At 64.3% G+C, this 19,296-nt stretch carries 14 protein-coding genes and 1 pseudogene; 7 read left to right on the top strand and 8 right to left on the bottom strand.

Going from position 1 to position 19,296, the window contains the following annotated elements; genetic code table 11:
* Positions 1 to 360, bottom strand: a 360-nt coding sequence (locus PTE30175_RS17770) for a biotin/lipoyl-containing protein (protein WP_338044461.1), incomplete at its 3' end; no start/stop codon positions are given.
* 90 nt (positions 361 to 450) lie between these two features.
* Positions 451 to 3,312 carry a 2-oxoglutarate dehydrogenase E1 component gene (locus PTE30175_RS17765; RefSeq protein WP_150698394.1) on the bottom strand — a complete coding sequence of 954 codons (2,862 nt, stop codon included), beginning with the start codon at positions 3,310 to 3,312 and terminating at the stop codon, positions 451 to 453.
* 428 nt (positions 3,313 to 3,740) lie between these two features.
* Between PTE30175_RS17765 and PTE30175_RS17760 the strand changes: the two genes are divergently transcribed.
* Together PTE30175_RS17760 and PTE30175_RS17755 are read left to right on the top strand one after the other, a co-directional pair.
* Positions 3,741 to 5,561, top strand: a complete 1,821-nt coding sequence (locus tag PTE30175_RS17760; RefSeq protein ID WP_150698393.1) for an assimilatory sulfite reductase (NADPH) flavoprotein subunit — start codon at positions 3,741 to 3,743, stop codon at positions 5,559 to 5,561.
* Positions 5,562 to 5,577: 16 nt separating this feature from the next.
* Positions 5,578 to 7,302 (top strand): NADPH-dependent assimilatory sulfite reductase hemoprotein subunit, encoded by a 1,725-nt coding sequence (locus PTE30175_RS17755; RefSeq protein ID WP_150698392.1) that lies wholly within the window; start codon positions 5,578 to 5,580, stop codon positions 7,300 to 7,302.
* A 99-nt stretch (positions 7,303 to 7,401) separates the two neighbouring features.
* Here PTE30175_RS17755 and PTE30175_RS17750 read toward each other — a convergent pair whose 3' ends face one another.
* The 3 genes and pseudogenes from PTE30175_RS17750 to PTE30175_RS29255 form a co-directional block, all read right to left on the bottom strand.
* On the bottom strand, positions 7,402 to 7,806 hold the full coding sequence (locus PTE30175_RS17750; protein ID WP_150698391.1) for a hypothetical protein: 405 nt from the start codon (positions 7,804 to 7,806) through the stop codon (positions 7,402 to 7,404).
* Between the two features lie 90 nt (positions 7,807 to 7,896).
* A complete protein-coding gene (locus PTE30175_RS29060; RefSeq protein WP_420819655.1) occupies positions 7,897 to 8,979 on the bottom strand; it encodes a methyl-accepting chemotaxis protein in 1,083 nt (360 codons plus the stop codon).
* Positions 8,980 to 8,985: 6 nt separating this feature from the next.
* Positions 8,986 to 9,525 (bottom strand): annotated as a pseudogene (locus tag PTE30175_RS29255) (Tar ligand binding domain-containing protein); the annotation flags it as partial.
* Positions 9,526 to 9,757: 232 nt separating this feature from the next.
* On the opposite strand from PTE30175_RS29255, the gene PTE30175_RS17740 reads away from it, so the two are divergent.
* Positions 9,758 to 10,099: a hypothetical protein gene (locus tag PTE30175_RS17740; protein ID WP_150698390.1), complete on the top strand. Its 342-nt coding sequence runs from the start codon at positions 9,758 to 9,760 to the stop codon at positions 10,097 to 10,099.
* Between the two features lie 55 nt (positions 10,100 to 10,154).
* Here PTE30175_RS17740 and PTE30175_RS17735 read toward each other — a convergent pair whose 3' ends face one another.
* The gene (locus PTE30175_RS17735) at positions 10,155 to 11,444 is read right to left on the bottom strand and encodes a serine hydrolase domain-containing protein (RefSeq protein ID WP_224788836.1); all 1,290 of its coding nucleotides are present in this window, start codon (positions 11,442 to 11,444) and stop codon (positions 10,155 to 10,157) included.
* Positions 11,445 to 11,488: 44 nt separating this feature from the next.
* Positions 11,489 to 12,721, bottom strand: a complete 1,233-nt coding sequence (locus tag PTE30175_RS17730) for a serine hydrolase domain-containing protein (protein ID WP_191629114.1) — start codon at positions 12,719 to 12,721, stop codon at positions 11,489 to 11,491.
* Between the two features lie 352 nt (positions 12,722 to 13,073).
* On the opposite strand from PTE30175_RS17730, the gene PTE30175_RS17725 reads away from it, so the two are divergent.
* The 4 genes from PTE30175_RS17725 to PTE30175_RS17710 all read left to right on the top strand — a co-directional run bounded on the left by PTE30175_RS17725 (position 13,074) and on the right by PTE30175_RS17710 (position 17,572).
* Complete coding sequence (locus PTE30175_RS17725; RefSeq protein ID WP_150698389.1) at positions 13,074 to 13,706, top strand: LysE family translocator; 633 nt, start codon at positions 13,074 to 13,076, stop codon at positions 13,704 to 13,706.
* 256 nt (positions 13,707 to 13,962) lie between these two features.
* The gene (locus PTE30175_RS17720; protein ID WP_420819654.1) at positions 13,963 to 16,368 is read left to right on the top strand and encodes a penicillin-binding protein 1A; all 2,406 of its coding nucleotides are present in this window, start codon (positions 13,963 to 13,965) and stop codon (positions 16,366 to 16,368) included.
* A gap of 131 nt (positions 16,369 to 16,499) precedes the next feature.
* A complete protein-coding gene (locus tag PTE30175_RS17715; protein WP_150698388.1) occupies positions 16,500 to 17,252 on the top strand; it encodes an AzlC family ABC transporter permease in 753 nt (250 codons plus the stop codon).
* Entirely contained in the window at positions 17,249 to 17,572 is a 324-nt protein-coding gene (locus PTE30175_RS17710) for an AzlD domain-containing protein (protein ID WP_150698387.1), read from the top strand. Before PTE30175_RS17715 ends, PTE30175_RS17710 begins: the two co-directional genes overlap by 4 nt.
* Positions 17,573 to 17,594: 22 nt before the next feature.
* Here the strand turns inward: PTE30175_RS17710 and gshA are convergent, their stop codons facing one another.
* Positions 17,595 to 19,184, bottom strand: a complete 1,590-nt coding sequence (gene gshA, locus PTE30175_RS17705) for a glutamate--cysteine ligase (RefSeq protein ID WP_224788835.1) — start codon at positions 19,182 to 19,184, stop codon at positions 17,595 to 17,597.
* Positions 19,185 to 19,296: the final 112 nt, after the last annotated feature.

The raw sequence follows: 19,296 nt of genomic DNA, 5'->3' as shown, positions 1-19,296 counted from the left end.
GGCCACGCCACCGCTCGCGCCGCCAGCGGCAGGCGCTGCGGCTGCGGAATTGACGACGGCAGCGGCCGGTGCGGCGTCGGCCGGCTTGGCCGCGACCGGCGCCACGGCGCCCGCCTTGGCTTCCGTATCGATCTTGGCAATGATCTGGTCCGACGTCACGGTGTCGCCCTGACCGGCGCTCACCTCGATGACGACGCCGGCGGCCGGCGCCGGCACTTCGAGCACGACCTTGTCGGTCTCGACTTCAATGATGGTTTCGTCCTGAGCGATGATTTCGCCGACTTTCTTCTTCCAGTCGAGGAGCGTACCTTCGGAAACCGACTCGGAAAACTGGGGGACTTTGACTTCTACGATGGCCATTTCTGGATCCTGGATTCGATAAACGTTTAATTCGGAAATACGGCAGCGGCCGCCCTTGGGGGAGGACGACCGCTGACTAGACCCTTCCGGTTACTGCACCACGGTGGCGCCCTTGAGGCGGCCGAAAGCGGTTTCGAGCAGCTGCTTGAGCTGTTCGTAATGCTTGGCGTAGTAGCCCACCGCAGGCGAGGCCGAAGCCGGACGTCCGGCGTAGGCGAGCTTCTGGCCGGCGGTCATCCCGTCTGCCAGGTGGTGTTCGATGTAGAACCACGGACCCTGGTTTTGCGGCTCGTCCTGGGCCCACACCACTTCGGTGAGGTTTTCGTATTTCTTCAGCTCGTTCTCGAACGCCTTGTGCGGGAACGGATAGAGCTGTTCGACGCGAATGATCGCGATGTCCTTCGCCTTGGTTTCGCGGCGATGGGCAATCAGATCGTAGTACAGACGGCCCGAGCACGCGACCACGCGCTTGACCTTCTTTGCTTCGATCGCGCTGTCGACTTCGCCAATCAGCGGCTGGAAGCCGCCGTTGGCCAGTTCCGACAGGTCGCTCACGGCTTCCTTGTGACGCAGCAGCGACTTCGGCGTGAACACGATCAGCGGCTTGCGCAGCTGACGGATCATCTGACGACGCAGCAGGTGGAAGATCTGTGCCGGCGTGGTCGGCTGGACCACTTGCATGTTCGTTTCCGCGCAAAGCTGCAGATAACGTTCGATGCGTGCAGACGAGTGTTCCGGACCCTGACCTTCATAGCCGTGCGGCAGCAGCATCGTGAGGCCCGACACGCGGCCCCACTTCACTTCGCCGCTGGAGATGAACTGGTCGATCACGACCTGGGCGCCGTTGGCGAAGTCGCCAAACTGGCCTTCCCACAACACCATCGTGTTCGGCTCCGCCGTCGAGTAACCGTATTCGAAGCCCAGCACGGCCTCTTCGGACAGCACCGAGTCGATCACCGTGAACGTGGCCTGACCGTCGGCGACGTTCTGCAGCGGGACATACGTGCCGTCGTTCCAGCGCTCACGATTCTGATCGTGCAGCACCGAGTGGCGGTGCGTAAACGTGCCACGGCCCGAATCCTGGCCGGTCAGGCGCACCGCGTAGCCGGACGACACCAGCGAAGCGAATGCCAGATGCTCGCCCATGCCCCAGTCCAGCGGCTGCTCGCCACGGCCCATGTTGCGGCGATCGTTGATGACCTTCTCAACCAGCGGATGCACCTTGAAGTTGTCCGGGATGGTCGTGATGCGCTCGGCCAGACGCTTGAGCTCGGCCAGCGGCACGGCCGTGTCGGCAGCGTCGGTCCACTTGCGGTTCAGGAACGGAACCCAGTCGACCGCATACTTGCTCTTGTAGTTCGAGAGTACCGGATCGACCGTATGGTGACCATCGTCCATGGCCTTGCGATAGGCCTTGACGTAGGCGTCGCCCTCTTCCGCCGTGATTACGCCTTGCGTCGCGAGCTTCTCGACATACAGTGCGCGCGTGCCCGGATGCTGGGCGATCTTCTTGTACATCAGCGGCTGCGTGACCGCCGGGGTGTCCTGCTCGTTGTGGCCCAACTTGCGGAAGCAGACGATGTCGACGACGGCGTCCTTCTTGAATTCCTGGCGGAACTCGAGGGCCAGTTGCATCGCCAGCACGACCGCTTCGGGATCGTCACCGTTGACGTGCAGCACCGGCGCTTCAATCATCTTGACGACGTCGGAGCAATAGATCGTCGAACGCGAGTCGCGCGGATCGGACGTGGTGAAGCCGATCTGGTTGTTGATGACGATGTGGACAGTACCGTGGGTGCCGTAACCGCGCGTTTGCGCCAGGTTCAGCGTTTCCATGACGACGCCCTGGCCTGCGAAGGCGGCATCGCCGTGGACCTGCACCGGCAGCACTTGCGCCGCATTCGGCTCGCCGCGGCGGTCCATACGGGCCTTGGCGGAACCTTCCACGACCGGGTTCACGATTTCCAGATGCGACGGGTTGAACGCCAGCGACAGGTGGACCGGGCCGCCCGACGTCGAGACATCGCTCGAGAAACCCTTGTGATACTTGACGTCACCGGCCGGCAGATCGTCGACGTGCTTGCCTTCGAATTCGGCGAACAGGTCGCCCGGCATCTTGCCGAGCGTGTTGACCAGCACATTCAGGCGGCCACGGTGGGCCATGCCGATCACGATTTCCTGCACGCCCTTGTCGCCGGCGTGGTGGACGAGCTCGTCCATCGCCACGATGAAGGATTCGCCGCCTTCGAGCGAGAAACGCTTCTGGCCGACGAACTTGGTGTGAAGAAAACGCTCCAGGCCTTCGGCAGCCGTCAGGCGTTCGAGAATGTGCTTTTTCTTCTCAGCCGAGAATGCCGGCGTTGCGCGGCTCTTCTCAAGCTTTTCTTGCCACCAGCGCTTTTGCACCGGGTCGCTGATGTACATGTACTCGGCGCCGATGGAGCCGCAGTACGTATCGCGAAGGGCCTTGAGGATGTCGCGCAGGCTGGCCTGATCGAAACCGAAATAGGTGTTCTCAGCGCTGTACACGCTGTCCATGTCGGATTCGGTCAAGTCGTAGAACGCCGGTTCCAGTTCAGGAATGGCGGGGCGCTCCTGACGTTTGAGCGGGTCCAGATTGGCCCAGCGGGCGCCAAGGAAACGGTAGGCGGCCACCAGCGACTGCACGTGCACCTGCTTGCGGGCGACAGCCATGTCGGTTGCGCCGGCGCGGGGGATGAAGGCATTGGCCTTTGCGCGTTGCGCAAACGATTCCACGATCGGAGCGTGAGCCACGTCGTTGGCGTTCGAGCCATCTACAGCGGGGACGTTTTGCAGCGCGTCGAAATACTGGCGCCAGTTGTCCGGCACGGAAGCCGGATTATCTAGATACGATTCGTACAGTTCTTCAACATACGGGGCATTGCCCCCGAACAAGTACGAGTTCGCTTGGAACTGTTCCATCAAACTCATTTTGCGCTCACCTTTTCGTCGAGTGTCTCGAGAAATAGCGGGTTACCGAAACCTTCCGCGACACGGCCTGACCGGATAGCGGATTGCGGAGAATCAAGTGGTGCTTGGAAGGACCTGATCAATCACGGAGCGGAGCATAGCACGTTTTCCGGCTGGCTACCCACCCGGAAAGCCGTCGTTATCGGGCTTTTTGCACAGACATTCTTCACGGGGCGGGATGCGCCCGATCGGGTGGCAACCCAGTATCCATATGGGGTTCGAGTCTTATATGGGATTTAGATATAAAAATATTAAATTTTATTATTTTAATTTCTAATCCGCGCCCGATATCGTGTCGACTATCCCCTTGCCGGTCCGTTGGGGGTGGCCTTGCGGTTTGCGAAAAACCCCGGTGCCCGCCTTGGTCCGGCCCCTGGAGCCCATAAGACATGCAAGAGACGACACCCCTTACACCGCAGCAGGCCCAGTTGCTCAGCCAACTGGTCGACGGACTCACGACCGAGCAGATGGCCTGGGTGAAGGGATTCCTCGCCGGCGTCAGCCATTCGGTCAAGCAGGCCGCCGGCGCTGCGCCGGCCGCCACGGCGAGCGCAGCCGCCGCGCCGCAACTGACTATTCTATATGGTTCGCAAACCGGACATGCTCAGGAAGTCGCCGAGCACGCCAAGGCGCGCGCCGTTGCCGCCGGCTTCAAGGTCGATCTGTTCGCCATGGGCGACTACAAGCCGGCCCGCCTGAAGAATGACAAGCTGTTGTTGCTCGCCGTCAGCACGCAAGGCGAAGGCGACCCGCCCGACGACGCCCGTGATTTCCACGAATTCCTGCATGGCCCGAAAGCGCCGAAGCTCGAGGGCACCCGTTTCGCCGTGATCGGCCTGGGCGACTCCAGCTACGAGAAATTCTGCCAGGCAGGCAAGGATTTCGATGCCCGCCTGGCCGCGCTCGGCGCCGAACGTCTCGTGGCCCGCGTCGACAGCGACGTGGACTACGACGGCCCCGCTGAACGCTGGATCGACGAAGCCGTGGGCGCCCTCAAGCGCGTGGCGGCCCCGGCCAGCGCGACCCCGGCCGGCGCCGATTCCGCCTACAGCCTCGCCCTGGCCACCGCCGGTGCGCCCGCTGTTACCGCTTACAGCCGCAAGAACCCGTTTGAAGCGACGGTGATCGAGAACGTCAAGCTGTCCGGTCGCGGCTCGTCGAAGGAAGTGCATCACATCGAATTCTCGCTCGAAGGTTCGGGCCTGACGTACGAACCGGGCGACGCGCTTGGCGTGGTCGTCAAGAACGACGAAAAGCTCGTCGACGAACTGATCGGGACGCTCGAGCTCGATCCGGCCGCCACGACGACGACGCAAGACAGCACGTTGACGCTGCGCGACGCGTTCCTGCGCGCCTACGACATCACGACACTCTCGCGTGCGTTCCTTGAAAAATACGCCGCGCTGACGGACGCCGCTGAATTGAAGTCGCTGCTGGCCACGGGCAACGAAGCGGCCCTGCGCGAGTATCTGTATGGCCGCGACGTCCTCGACGTGGTGCGGCAGTTCCCGGCGCGCAAGGTCAAGGCGGCCGAGTTCGTCGGTACGCTGCGCACGCTGCAACCGCGCCTGTACTCGATTGCGTCGAGCCTGAACGCCAATCCGGACGCCGTGCACATTACCGTGGGCGCCGTGCGTTATGAAAGCCACGGCCGCCGGCGCGCCGGCGTCGCCTCCACGTTCCTGGCCGACCTGGCTCGCGAAGGCGAAACGCTGCCGGTCTACATCGAATCGAACCGCAATTTCAAGTTGCCGTCGGACACCAACGCGCCGGTCATCATGGTCGGCCCGGGCACCGGTATCGCCCCGTTCCGCGCCTTCATCGAAGAGCGCCAGGCAACGGACGCGCCGGGCAAGAACTGGCTGTTCTTCGGCGACCGTAATTTCCGCACCGACTTCCTGTATCAACGGGAATGGCAACGTTACGTCAAGGACGGCGCCCTGCATAATATCGACCTCGCATTCTCCCGCGACACGGAAGAGAAAGTCTACGTGCAGCAACGCATGCGCGAGAAGGGCAAGGAACTGTACGGCTGGCTGCAGGAAGGCGCGCACCTGTATGTGTGCGGCGATGCCGACCAGATGGCCCGCGACGTGAACACCGCCCTCATTGACATCGTGGCGGAGCATGGCGGCCTGGCCGCGGACGCCGCCGCCGAGTACGTGAAAACCTTGCAGCGCGAAAAACGCTATCAGCGCGACGTTTATTAAAAGACAAGCAGCCCACATGACGCAAACCACCGCACCGAATGCCGCGCAGAACGCGGCACGCTCCGAAGTCGAGAAGATCAAGGACGTCAGCAACTACCTGCGCGGCACCATCGCCGAAGGGCTCGCCGATCCGTTGACCGGCGCCATCTTCGAGAAGGATGCGCAGCTGCTGAAGTTCCATGGCTCCTACATGCAGGACGATCGCGACCTGCGCGCCGAACGTCAGAAGCAGAAGCTCGAGCCCGCTTACCAGTTCATGATCCGCCTGCGCATGCCGGGCGGGGTGTGCTCGCCGGCGCAATGGCTCAAGCTCGACGATCTGGCCCAGAAGTATGGCGGCAACACCATCCGCCTGACCACGCGCCAGACCGTGCAGTACCACAATGTGCTCAAGCATCAGTTGCGTCCGCTCGTGCGCGGCATCGATGAAGTTGCCATGACGTCGATCGCGGCCTGTGGCGACGTCAACCGCAACACATTGGTCTCGAACAACCCGCATCTGTCGCCGGCACATGCCGAAGCCCTCGACTGGTGCCTGAAGATCGACCAGCATCTGCTGCCGCAGACGACCGCCTATCGCGAGATCTGGCTGGGCGACAAGCGCCTGGGCGCGGGCAAGGAAGATCACGAGCCGATCTACGGCAAGCATTACCTGCCGCGCAAGTTCAAGATCGCGATCGCGATTCCGCCGAACAACGACGTCGACATTTACGCGAACGACCTCGGTTTCATCGCCATCGTCGACGACGCGGGCAAGCTGCAAGGCTTCAACGTCACGGTCGGCGGCGGCATGGGCATGACGCATGGCGATGCGGCGACGTACCCGCGCACGGCGTCGGTCATCGGCTACACGCCGGCGGACCGCGTGGTCGAAGTGGCCGAGAAGGTGCTGCTGGTGCAGCGCGACTTCGGTGACCGGACCAATCGCAAGCACGCCCGCCTCAAGTACACGATCGACGATCGCGGCGTGGAGTGGTTCAAGGAAGAACTGAATCGCTACCTGGGCTGGAATCTCGAACCGGTGCGCCCGTTCGTCTTCACGACCAACGGCGACCAGTACGGCTGGCTCAAGGGTGCGGACGACCTGTGGCACCTGACGCTGTTCATCCAGAACGGCCGCATCAAGGATTGGGACGAGTATCCGTTGATGACCGCCCTGCGGGAAATCGCGAAGGTGCATGACGGCGACTTCCGTATCACGGCGAACCAGAACCTGATCATCGGCCGCGTGAGCGAAGCGAACAAGCCGGCCATCGACGCGTTCGTAAAGCAGTACGGCCTGCTCGACGGCAAACAGCAAAGCGCGCTGCGCATCAACTCGATGGCATGTGTCGGCTTCCCGACATGCGGTCTGGCGCTGGCCGAAAGCGAACGCGCCCTGCCCGATCTGGTCACGCGGCTGGAAAAGGTGCTGGACGACGCCGGCCTCGCCGGAGAACCGATCACGATCCGCACGACGGGCTGCCCGAACGGCTGCGCGCGTCCGTATCTGGCCGAAATCGGGCTCGTCGGCAAGTCGGCGGGCAAGTACAACCTGTATCTCGGCGCCGGCTTCCATGGCGAGCGCTTGAACAAGCTGTACAAGGAGTCCGTCAACGACGACCAGATCGTCTCCGAACTCACGCCGCTGTTCCAGCGTTATGCAAAGGAACGCAACGCCGGCGAAAAATTCGGCGATTTCCTCGTCCGTCAGGGCGTGGTCAAGGCCGTCGTGGAAGCCCGCGAGGATTTCCACGGGTAAGAAGCGGCACGCTGCTGCGCGCCGGTCACCCCGATCGGCGTGACGAAACAAAAACGCCACGGTCATCGCCGTGGCGTTTCTGCTGATGCGTTCACAAGATCAGTCGACGTGGCCCGAGTACGGCACCATGCAACGCTTGACGGTATTCAGATAGTCCGGCGAGAGCTTGCCGGGCGTGGCCTCGGTGTAGACGATACGGGCGCCGAACCCGGCTTGGGAAATATCTACAACCGGATCGTAAATGGGCTTGCCCGCGGCATCGTTGCCGCGATGGACGCGCACACGTTCGACCCCGAATTTCTCTACGCCGGTCGTGTCGACGTCCGGTGACAGCTCGCTCCAGCCGTGATACACGCAATTAAGCACCATGAAGCGGTCCGCTTCGGTCCCCTGATCAAGAATCCGTCCCGACGCCGGATCAGGCTTGGTGAACGGCTGAACCTGGCCACAACCCGCCAGGCCCGCCAGAATTAACGCCGCCGACAACAGAGCCGCTCGCTTCATGCCTTCATTCCCTTGACTGACAAATAAGCGAGATAGTACCCGGTTCACCGCCGCCCTGCCATGTCGGCCGTGCGGTTACCGGGCGCCCCGTCAGGCGGCGGCCGACATCGGCGCGCGGGCGCTGACCGCGTGCAGCGCCGGCCGGCGCGGTGTGCTGGCCGGGAGGCGTTCGTCGCCGAGCTGGAAGTGCGCCATCTCCGCCCGCAAGGCATCGGTCTGGTCCTGCAATGACGCCGCCGCGGCAGCCGCCTCTTCCACCAGGGCCGCATTCTGTTGCGTGACCTGATCCATCTGCGTGACGGCGAGGTTCACCTGCTCGATGCCGCCACTCTGCTCGCTCGACGCGGCCGAGATTTCGCCCATGATGTCCGTCACCCGTTGCACGGCCTGCACGATCTCTTCCATGGTACGGCCCGCTTCGGCGACCAGCGAGGAGCCGTCCGAGACTTTCTGCGCCGACGCTTCGATCAGCGTCTTGATTTCCTTGGCCGCTGCCGCGCTGCGTTGCGCGAGCGTACGCACCTCACCGGCCACGACAGCGAAACCGCGCCCCTGCTCCCCCGCGCGCGCCGCTTCCACGGCGGCGTTGAGGGCAAGGATATTGGTCTGGAAGGCGATGCCGTCAATCACCGAGATGATGTCGACGACCTGTCCCGAGCTCGCCGAAATGCCGTGCATGGTATCGACCACCTGCCCGACGACCTTGCCGCCGCGTGCCGCGATATCCGACGCGTTGACGGCCAGCTGGCTCGCCTGGCGCGCGTTGTCGGCGTTCTGGCGCACGGTCGCGGTCAACTCCTCCATCGACGACGCGGTTTCTTCGAGCGACGCCGCCTGTTGCTCGGTGCGCGCCGACAGGTCCGTGTTACCTGCCGCGATCTCGGCCGTCGCCACGGCCATCGTGTCGCAACCGCGGCGTACGCCCCGGATCGTGTCGGCCAGCCGCCCCTGCATGTCCGCCAGCCCGCGCATGAGCGCGCTCATCTCGTCACGCCCGCGGGCCTCGACGGGATTGTCGAGCCGGCCCGCCGCAATGGCCTCGAAGTGCTCGAGCGCCTGGCCCAGCGGGCGAGTGATCGCTGCGCGCAGTGTCACGTAGCAGGCCAGGGCCAACAGCACGCCAACGACGGTCGCGCCGACGCCGAGCCAGCGGAACGTCGTCAACTGCGCCATCGACGACTCGTAGCTCGCCTTGCCCAGCGCCATCTGTTCGTTGGACAAGGCATCGCTCGCGGCGCTCAGCGCGGCGTAATACTTCGGCAGCTCCGTCATGGTGATGCGGTCCATGGTCGTGCTGTCGCCGGTTTCAATGGCGGCGATCATCGGCGCCATGCCGAACTTGAAGAATGCCTCGCGCTTGCCGGCCACGTCATCGGCGAGCCGTTTTTCCTCGCCCCCCTTCGGCAACGCCAGGTAGGCCTGCCACGCGGCGTCGGCTTCCTTCAACATGCCGCGCGCGCGCGACACCACTTTGGGCACGTCGGGAGATTCGGGGTGCAGGACCACGCGGTCCAGAATCGCGCGGGTACGAGCCAGCGTAGCGTTGTCCTTGCCAAGCGCCACGGTCGCCGCCAGGTGGTTCGCGTAAGTCTCGCGCAACGCGTTGCCGGTCCTCGTCATCCCGGCAATGCCCAACGCCCCCAGTAAAATCAGCAGTCCCGCCAGCAGCGCCATGGTCAGGCCAAGACGGGCCTTGATGGTCAGATTGCGCAGTGTCACTTCGTCTCCGTCCTGTCATGTTGGAACTTCCCGGAACGCGCTCGGCGTTCTTTCGGGCCGGCGTCTGCGCGCCGTGCTCCGTACTTGTCACATCGGCCCTGCCGGCCCCAAACTTGAGCATCTTCCGGGTTAACGATCGCCTGATGATCTCCCGCGACAACGCGCCGGTGCCGGGCGGCAAAGCGAGATCATATTACGTCATTTTTATAAATCAACCACTTTTATCCGAATCATGATCGAAGGACTCGAAAAACTGTTGGCGGCGGGCAAGGACAACGCACTGCTGCGCTTCGGCCTTGGCAAGGGCTATCTCGATCGTGAGGAATTTGCGCGCGCGGCCGAGCATCTGGCGCGCTGCGTGGCGTTCGATCCGGCTTATACGGCGGCCTGGAAGCTGCTCGGCCGTGCGCGGGCAGGCGCCGGCGACATTGCCGGGGCACGCGAGGCCTGGCAGCAAGGGATTGCCGCCGCGCAGGCCCACGGCGACCGACAGGCGGAGAAGGAGATGACGGTGTTCCTGCGCCGGCTAGAGCGCGAGCACGGCACACCGTCAGCGGGCACGGACACCGCCTGAAGACGGCCCGGCCGGCGGCGCGGCATCAGCGGCGGCGGCTGGCCGGGGCCTGTTGCTAGGGCAGTCGCGGCGTGTCCGTCGGATCAGCGCTGGTGCCCGGCACGCCCCGGCTTTGGGCAGCCAGTTCGAGCTCCTGGCGCAACGCGGTCCGGCTTGCCGCGGACGGCTTGGCGTGCCGCTTGTTGTCGAGCGCCGGCAGGATGTAGTCGTTGACCATCTTGCGGAACGTCTGCACGTTGGCCGCGTCACGCAGGCCGCCGTCGACCGACATCAGGCTCGTCATCACCACGACCGTGTGGCGCTGCGGCAGCACGACGATGAACTGCCCCTTGAACCCCATCGTGTCGTATTCCGGCTCGCCGCGAACGATATTGTTGACCCACCAGTAGTAGCCGAAATCCGGCGCACTGGTCGGCGACACCATCTGCGCGATCCACGTTTTCGGCACCAGTTGCTTGCCCTGCCACTTGCCGCCGTCGAGCACCAGCATGCCGATTTTCGCCATGTCCACGGGCCGCAGCCGCAAGCCCCAGCCGGCCGAGACCAGGCCGCGGGCGTCGGCGCGGTCCCAGACGGCGTTGCGCATGCCCATCGGCGCGAACAGGCGCTGCGCAGCATAGCGCTCGATCGGCATGCCCGCAGCAGCACTCAATGCCGCCGAGGCAAGGATCGGATTAATGTCCGTGTATTCGAAGCGTGCGCCGGGCGCCTCCTTCGGTTGGGTCGCGGCGGCGAGCTTCAGGCGGTCGGGCGCCGTGTAGTAAATCGGGTCGTCCTTGGGCTTGAAGTCGTAATGCAAGCCGCTCGACATCGACAGCACATGGCGCAATTCGACACTGCGCTTGTCCGCGAAATCGGCCGCGAGGTCGGGCCGCCATTGGGACAGGACGGCGGCAACCGGTTCGTCCAGGCTCGCCGCGCCCTGGCCGATAAGCATGCCCGCCGTAAGCGCCGTCACGCCCTTCGTGACCGAATACAGTTCATAGTTGTGGTCGCGTGTCACGCCACCGCTGTAGCGCTCGAAAACCAGCTTGCCGTCCTTCACGACCAGCAAGCTGTGCACATCGAGCTTCTCGTTGCGAATCCATTCCGACAGGCGCACCAGTTCGCGCGAATCAATACCTGCCTGCTCCGGCGCAGCAGCGCGCAGCCCGCCATCTGCGGTCGGCTCGGGCGGCGCAGCCAGCACAGCCGGCGCGGCAAAGGCCGCACCGGCGATGACCGCCACGGCAGCGGCGCGCGCAGCCGACCGAAGTCCGGGCGGCAATGCGAGCGTCGCCCGCAGCCACAGTTGTCCGTCGCGCTGCGCCGGACGCGCCGGCGCGTGTTTCAACATCGTTGCCATCGTTTGCTCTCCTCCTGGAGTGGGGTGATATGCGTGCCGTGCGCTCAGCGCTCCGGGGCGTCGTTGAATGCCGCGGCGGTGCCGGGCACGCCCTTTGTCTTATTGGCGAGGGCAAGCTCATGGCGCAGCGCTTGCGTGCGTGCGGCGCTCTGCGCCGGCTTTTTCGCAGGCTGCAGCGCCGGCAGGATGAACTCGTTGACCATCCGGCGATACATCTGCAGATAAGTCGCGTCGCGCAAGCCGCCGTCCGTCGGCAGCAGGCTCGTCATCACGACGACCGATCGCTGCGCCGGCAGCACAGTGATGAACTGCCCCTTGAAACCCATCGCGCCGAATTCTGGCTGGCCATGTTCCACCACATGCTGGATCCAGCAGTAATAGCCGTAGTCAGCCGCCGCCGGCGACGGCGTCGTCATCTGGCGAATCCACGCCTGCGGCACGACCTGGCGGCCGTGCCACCTGCCATCCTGCAGCAGCAGCATGCCGATCTTGGCCATGTCGATCGGGCGCAGCCGCAGCCCCCACCCGCCCGATACGGCGCCGGTCTTGTCGGCCCCGTCCCAACGGTAGTGACGCATGCCGAGCGGCTTGAACAGGTGTTCCTCCGCGAACCGGTCTTCGCGCTCCCTGGCGGCCACGCTCACCGCTGTGCCGACCAGCACCGGATTGACGTCGATGTAGTCGAACTTCTGCCCGGGCGGCAGTTCCGCCCGGCTCGTCACCGCGACACGCAGGCGATCCGGGGCCTCGTAGTACAGCGGATCGGTGCCCTCGCGCGTCTGGTACCGCAAGCCGCTCGACATCGACAGCAGATGGCGCAGTTCGATGTCCTGCTTGTCCGCGAGATCGACAGCCAGGTCGGGACGCCCCTTCGCGACGAGCGGCACGACCTTGTCCGTCGCCGCAAGCCGCCCCAGCCCGACGAGGATGCCGGCCAGGAGCGACGTGATGGTCTTGGTGACCGAATACAGTTCATAGTTGTTGTCGCGCTCGAGCCCGCCCGAATATCGCTCGAACACCACCTTCCCGTCCTTGATGACCACAAGGCTGCGCACGTCGAGGCGGTCGCCGCGCAACCATTCAGACATCCTCACCAGGGGCACGGAATCGACTCCGGCGGCCTCCGGCACCACCGACGGCAGGTCGGCGGCCGCGACCATGGCGCCATGGCGCGCCCGGCCCTGTGATGCAGGGGATGTCACCTGCGCATACGCCGCGTGCGCGCCGAGCCACGACGCCATCACCAAGGCAGCACAAACCTTCAAGCGAGTCTTCATCTCGTATCTCTCCAGGACATTGAGCCATGCTGTCGCATGCAAGCCGAGGCACGCGCCGCGGCCTGCCGGCGGCCCGTAATGCGCGCGCGTTGCCTCACCGGAACTGTCGCCCGCGCCGGTCCGGGGCATGGCAAAGCGATTCTATGATCTGTAATCTGTAATTACATTAATCGTAAATACTTAATTTTCATTAATTTTTTCTGTGCTATCGATACCATAAAGAGGATAAAGCGCGACGACGCGAGAGCCGCGGGCACGCGCCTGTTGCATGACAGCGCTTGCCTACGAAACAAGATGAACGAACGCCGGTCGTGGTATCTTGCAGCCTGGCTTGTGCCCCACCCAACCGAACATGCCCGAAACTTCCACCTGGCTCGCCTTCGGCCTTGTCGCCCTCGGCATGGCGCTCACGCCCGGGCCGAACATGATGTACCTGGTCTCGCGCTCGCTGTGCCAAGGCCCGGCCGCGGGACTCGTATCGCTCGGCGGCGTGGCCCTGGGCTTCGTGGTCTATATGCTGAGCGCGGCCTTCGGCATTACCGCGCTGCTGTTCGCCGTGCCGTATGCGTACGACGCGTTGCGCATCGGCGGCGCGCTCTACCTGCTGTATCTTGCCTGGCAAGCGCTCAAACCCGGCGGCCGCTCGCCGTTCGAGGTACGCGCCCTGCCGCGCGACAGCAATCGCCGGCTGTTCGCCATGGGCTTTCTGACCAGCGTGCTCAACCCCAAGATCGCCATGCTGTACCTGGCCCTGCTGCCGCAATTCGTGCATCCCGAGAAAGGGAACGTGCTGGCGCAGTCGCTGGCGTTGGGCGCCACGCAGATCCTGGCCAGCCTGACCGTGAATTCGCTGGTCGCGCTGTCCGCCGGCGCCATCGCCGTGTTCCTGGCCCGCCGGCCCGCCTGGCTACTCGTACAACGCTGGCTCATGGGCGGCATGCTCGGCGCGCTCGCCCTGCGCATGGCCACCGAAGCGCGGCGTTGATTTCCTCCGCAGCCGTGTTCGCCACACAAGCCGCCCCCCGTTTTTTGGGACGGTTTGCGCCGGCATGGCATACTGCAACGCTCAATGCACCTGTTGTGTGGTGCGGGGTGTCCGTGTGCCGGCGCAGGCCGGCATGTCCGTCCCGTTTTCGTCTTTTCCGTTGGGTATGTCCTTGAAGCACCGTTCTCCGTCGTCCCCGTCCTCCGCATTGCCGTCCCGTTCGTTTCCCGTCTCCCGGCCCGCCAGGCTTTCCGGGCTGACGGCGCACGGTGCGCGCCGCGATCGCGGCTTCGCCGTGCTTGCCCTGCTGATCACGCTCATCGGCGGCATGGCCGTCATCGGCGCGTTGCTGCTTGCCTACGCGATGATCGTCATGCGGCCGAACCTGCCGCCGCTCGACGTCATCACCGACTATCGTCCGAAGGTGCCGTTGCGCGTCTACACGGCTGACCACGTGCTGATCGGCGAGTTCGGCGAGGAACGCCGCAGCCTGGTCCGTATCGACCAGATTCCGGACGTCATGAAGAAGGCCGTGCTGGCCATCGAGGACTACCGGTTTTACGAACACGGCGGCGTGGATTTTATCGGCATCCTGCGGGCAGGCGTGTCGGACGTGTTGCATGGCGGCAAGGGCCAGGGGGCGAGCACCATCACGATGCAGGTAGCGCGCAATTTCTTCCTGTCGCGGCAGAAGACCTACTCGCGCAAGCTCTATGAAATGCTGCTGGCATACAAGATCGAATCGGCCCTTTCCAAGGACCAGATCCTCGAGCTGTACATGAACCAGATTTTCCTGGGACAACGTGCGTACGGTTTCGCGAGTGCCGCCCGCATTTACTTTGGCAAGGACCTCAAGGACGTTACGCTTGCCGAGGCCGCCATGCTGGCAGGCCTGCCGAAAGCGCCTTCCGCGTACAACCCGATCACCAATCCGAAGCGCGCCAAGATCCGCCAGGAATATATCCTCAAGCGGATGCTCGACCTCGGCTATATCAGCAAGAACCAGTACGACGACGCCTTGCGCGAACCGATGCGCACACGCACGGCGGGCAACGAATACAACGTGCACGCCGAATACGTCGCGGAAATGGTGCGCCAAGCCGTCTACGACCAGTACAAGGACGACACCTATACGCGCGGCTTTACGGTCATCACCACGCTCGACTCGAAGAAGCAGCAGGCCGCGTACGAAGCGGTCCGCGCGGGCGTGCTCGATTACGAACGGCGTCACGCGTATCGCGGCCCGGAAGGCACCGTGGAACTGCCCGCTGCCATGCCGGACCGTCAGCAAGCCATTGAAGACGCCCTGCTCGATCACCCGGACAACGGCGACCTGGCCGCCGCGGTCGTCGTGGCGGTGAGCGCCTCGCAGATCACGGCCGTGCCGCTCAATGGCGACACGATCACGATCAGCGGCGAAGGGATCGGCTTCGCAGCGCCGGCGTTATCGTCGAAGGCACCGCAGAACTTGCGCATCCAGCCTGGCGCGATCATCCGCATCATGAAGGATGCGAAGGGCAAGTGGCGTGTCTCGCAGTTGCCCGAAGTCCAGGGCGCGCTGGTCTCGCTTTCGCCCGACGATGGCGCCATTCGCGCCATGATCGGCGGCTTCGACTTCAATCAGAGCAAGTTCAATCGCGTCACGCAGGCGTGGCGGCAGCCCGGCTCGGCATTCAAGCCGATCGTCTATTCCGCCGCACTGGAAAAAGGCGTGAGTCCGGCCACCATCGTCAACGACGCGCCGCTCAACCTGAGTCCGTCGCAGACCGGGGGCCAGCCGTGGGATCCGAAGGATGACGACGCCTTCAGCGGCCCGATGACCGTGCGCGCCGGGCTCGAACGCTCCAAGAACCTGGTCGCGATCCGTCTGCTGCAATTTGCCGGCACCGAATATACGCAGGAATATGCGGCCCGCTTCGGCTTCGACCCCGACAAGGTGCCCCCGTATCTGCCGATGGCGCTCGGCGCAGGACAGACCACGCCGCTGCAACTGGCCGGCGCATATGCCGTATTCGCCAATGGCGGCTATCGCGTGGCGCCCTACCTGATCGGCCAGATTCAGGATGCTCGCGGCAACGTCCTGTCGAAGGCCACGCCGGTGATCGCCGGCGTCAATGCCGCGCGCGCGATCTCGGCGCCCAATGCGTACCTCATGAACAGCTTGCTGATGAGCGTCGCGCAGCACGGCACCGGTGCGGGCACCAATGCACTCAGGCGCACCGACCTCGCAGGCAAGACCGGGACGACGAACGACGCCTTCGACGGCTGGTTCGCCGGCTACCAGCACACGCTTGTCGCGGTCGCATGGCTCGGATTCGACCAGCCGAAGACCTTGGGCAGCCGGGAATTCGGCGCGCAGCTCGCGCTGCCGGTGTGGACGAAATACATGGGCGCGGCGCTCGCCGGTGTGCCACAGGAACAAATGGCGATGCCGGAGGGCGTGTCCGTCGTGAACGGCGAGCTCTATCTGTCCGACAAGCTGCCGGGCAGCGGCTTCGTCGCCAGCATCGGCGTCGACGACAGCCCCGGCTTCTCCTTGCCGTTCTTCGGCAGCAGCGCCTCGCCCTCCGCCCCGGCGCCGGCGGCCGCGCAACCGCCCTCGCCAGGCGGGGTCGATATCCGGGAGAAGGCGCGCATCCTCGATATGTTCAAGCACCCCTGAGCCTGATGACGGGGCGCGCTCAAACGCGCCGCCCCGCTCAGCAAAAGCGCCTCCGAACGCTGGCAAGCGCAAGAACATACAAGCCATGCCGGCGTTCCCGCACTATCCTTGTGTGGGAAAGGAGAATCCCCATGTCAAACCCGTCCCGCGCGGCAAGCTTCAGGGCTGGCGCCCGCGATACGATCCCCATGCTCGTCGGCGCCGCCCCGTTCGGACTGATTTTCGGCACGCTGATCGCCACCACGCCGATGGCGCCCTGGCACGGCCAACTGATGTCGCTGCTCGTCTTTGCCGGTTCGAGCCAGTTCATTGCTGCAGGGCTCGTGGCGAGCGGCACCGGCATGCTCATCATCTGGGCGACGACGTTCATCGTCAACTTGCGCCATATGCTTTACGCGGCCAATCTGCTACCCCATGTCCGCCACCTGCCGGCGCGCTGGCGCTGGCTGCTCGGCTTCCTGCTGACGGACGAGTCGTTCGCGGTCATGAGCAGCCACTACCACAAGCATCCCGGCGATCCGTTCGGCCACTGGTATTTTCTCGGCTCGTGCATCTCGATGTATTCGAACTGGCAGTTCTGGACTTTGCTGGGCCTGATTTTCGGCGCAGCGTTTCCACGCCTGCAGACCCTCGGCCTCGACTTCGCGATGGTCGCCACTTTCATTGCGATCATCGTGCCGCAGTTGCGGCGCATGCCGTGGCTCGTGGCGTCGGTCGTCGCCGGTGCGTGCGCATACGGCCTCCGGGGGCTTCCGTACAAACTCGGATTACTCACGGCGGTGCTGGCGGGGATTGCGGCAGGCATGGCTGTGCGGCACCTGCCTGGCAGACATGACGCCCCGGTCAATGGCACGGCCGCGGACAATGCGGGAGACGCGCGATGAACTACACGCTCATGATCGTCGGCATGGCGGTTGTCACCGTCGCCATCAAGGCAGGTATTTTCATTCTCGGCGATCGCGTTACGTTTCCGGAATGGTTGCGCGAGGCATTGGCGTTCGTACCGGTGACGGTGCTCACGGCCATCATCGTGCCGATGATGCTCGCGCCGCACGGCAGCGGCCTCGAATTGACGTGGCGCAACCCCCAGCTCGTGGCCGGGATCGCCGCCATCGGCATCTGCGCGCTGACACGGCACCAGTTGCTGACGATCGGCGCCGGCCTCGCCGTCTTCTTTGCCTGGCAGTTCGGCGTGCTCGGCTGAAGACGGCGGCGCCTGCCCGGCGTTACACCGTCACCGTCCCAAGCGTTCCCGCGTGATAAGCAGCGACGAAAGCGTCGAAATCGCCAACTTGGGTGCGTTCCAATTCGGCTTGCGCCTCAAGCGACTTGCGCGCCAGCGCTTCGAAACGCTCGGTCTGCGCCGGGTCTAGCGGGCGGGCCCGGAACGCGTCGGCATGCAAATGGCTTTGCGCCAGCCCGAACGTCTGGAACGCGCCTGCGGGCGTGTTGCGCAACGGTTCGAGCGCCGCCACGACCCGCGCCGAGGGGGTAAGCGACGCATCGGCAACGCGCGCGCGCTGGATCGCCATCGTATCGGCGTAGTGCGTGGCGCCGCGTTGCGCGTCGAATTGCGCCGCCGCGAGATCGATGCGTTCGAGGAGATCGTTCGCCCAATCGGAGAGCGTGATCGGCTCGCCGCCACGGTGCAGCATCAAGCCCGGACGGCGGCCTTCCTTGACGACGTGCGCAAAGTTGTCGCGATTCTCGGCATTCTCCGCCGCCGAACACGACGGGCTGTCCTCCAGCGCACAGAACAGCAGGAATGCATCGATGAAGCGTGCCGTGTTCACATCAATGCCGACCGGAGCGAACGGATCGATGTCGATGCAGCGGACTTCCACATACTGCACGCCGCGCCGCGCGAGCGCCTGCACCGGACGCTCGCCGCTGTATGTCACGCGCTTCGGGCGGATCGTTGCGTAGAATTCGTTTTCGATCTGCAGCAGGTTCGTCGACAACTGCAGCCATTCACCGTCGCGCTTCGTGCCGATCGCCTCGTACGGCGGATGCGGCTGGCTGACAGCTTGCGTCAGCGCCTCGATATAGCTGGGCAGGCAGTCGTAGCAAGGCGAGACTTCCGACTGCGCGCTGTTCTGATAGCCAAGATCGCTCATGCGCAGGCTCGTGGCGTACGGCAAATAGAGCGTGTGTTCGTCAAAACGCTCCAGCCCGTGCTTGCGGCCCCGCACGAACGCTGCATGCAGCGCGGGCGAGGCGCCGAACAGATACATCAGCAGCCAGCTATAGCGGCGGAAGTTGCGGATCAATGCGACATAGCGGGCGGATTGGTAGTCGCGTGCGTCTTCGCCCGATGCTTCGGCATGACGCAGGACACCCCACAGCGGCTCCGCGAGCGAGAAATTGTAGTGGATGCCGGCAATGCACTGCATGGCCTTGCCGTAGCGCAGGGCCAGGCCGCGGCGATACACATGCTTGAGCTTGCCGATATGCGACGTGCCGTACCATGCGATCGGAATGATGTCTTCGCCGGGCAACGCCGGCGGCATGGAGTCGTTCCACAGCATCTCGCCGTCGAGCACCTGATAGGCAAAGCGATGGATCTCATCGAGCCGGGCGATCACTTGTGCCGCATCGTGCTGCGGCGGCGTGATGAATTCGAGCAGCGCTTCCGAATAATCGGTAGTGATTTCCTCGTTCGTGAGCGCAGCGCCAAGCGGGCGCGGATGCGGCGTCAGCGCGAGCACGCCCGCATCGTCCACGCGCAGCGTTTCGCGTTCGACGCCGGACAGGCCGTCACCCAATAGCGCTCGATGCTCGGGCTCGCCGATGAGCGCGAGGCGACGGCGGTACACGTCCTGATTCGGTTCTTGATTATGACGGTTCTGATTTTCCAACTTCCATCCCTCTGGAGAGGCACGATCCAACGGATCGCTGACGCCCTTCGGCGTACGGTGGTCTACGGGG

The sequence above is a fragment of the Pandoraea terrae genome (assembly GCF_902459695.1).
GTDB classification, from domain to species: domain Bacteria; phylum Pseudomonadota; class Gammaproteobacteria; order Burkholderiales; family Burkholderiaceae; genus Pandoraea; species Pandoraea terrae.
Note: the sequence above shows the minus strand (reverse complement) of the source record. Positions and strands in the feature narration are given on the sequence as shown.

Bases quoted from the DNA above. Each gene is read 5' to 3' on its own strand.
- PTE30175_RS17765 (WP_150698394.1), bottom strand. From the start codon at position 3,312: ATGAGTTTGATGGAACAGTTCCAAGCGAACTCGTACTTGTTCGGGGGC.
- PTE30175_RS17760 (WP_150698393.1), top strand. From the start codon at position 3,741: ATGCAAGAGACGACACCCCTTACACCGCAGCAGGCCCAGTTGCTCAGC.
- PTE30175_RS17755 (WP_150698392.1), top strand. From the start codon at position 5,578: ATGACGCAAACCACCGCACCGAATGCCGCGCAGAACGCGGCACGCTCC.
- PTE30175_RS17750 (WP_150698391.1), bottom strand. From the start codon at position 7,806: ATGAAGCGAGCGGCTCTGTTGTCGGCGGCGTTAATTCTGGCGGGCCTG.
- PTE30175_RS29060 (WP_420819655.1), bottom strand. From the start codon at position 8,979: ATGGCGCAGTTGACGACGTTCCGCTGGCTCGGCGTCGGCGCGACCGTC.
- PTE30175_RS17740 (WP_150698390.1), top strand. From the start codon at position 9,758: ATGATCGAAGGACTCGAAAAACTGTTGGCGGCGGGCAAGGACAACGCA.
- PTE30175_RS17735 (WP_224788836.1), bottom strand. From the start codon at position 11,444: ATGGCAACGATGTTGAAACACGCGCCGGCGCGTCCGGCGCAGCGCGAC.
- PTE30175_RS17730 (WP_191629114.1), bottom strand. From the start codon at position 12,721: ATGAAGACTCGCTTGAAGGTTTGTGCTGCCTTGGTGATGGCGTCGTGG.
- PTE30175_RS17725 (WP_150698389.1), top strand. From the start codon at position 13,074: ATGCCCGAAACTTCCACCTGGCTCGCCTTCGGCCTTGTCGCCCTCGGC.
- PTE30175_RS17715 (WP_150698388.1), top strand. From the start codon at position 16,500: ATGTCAAACCCGTCCCGCGCGGCAAGCTTCAGGGCTGGCGCCCGCGAT.
- PTE30175_RS17710 (WP_150698387.1), top strand. From the start codon at position 17,249: ATGAACTACACGCTCATGATCGTCGGCATGGCGGTTGTCACCGTCGCC.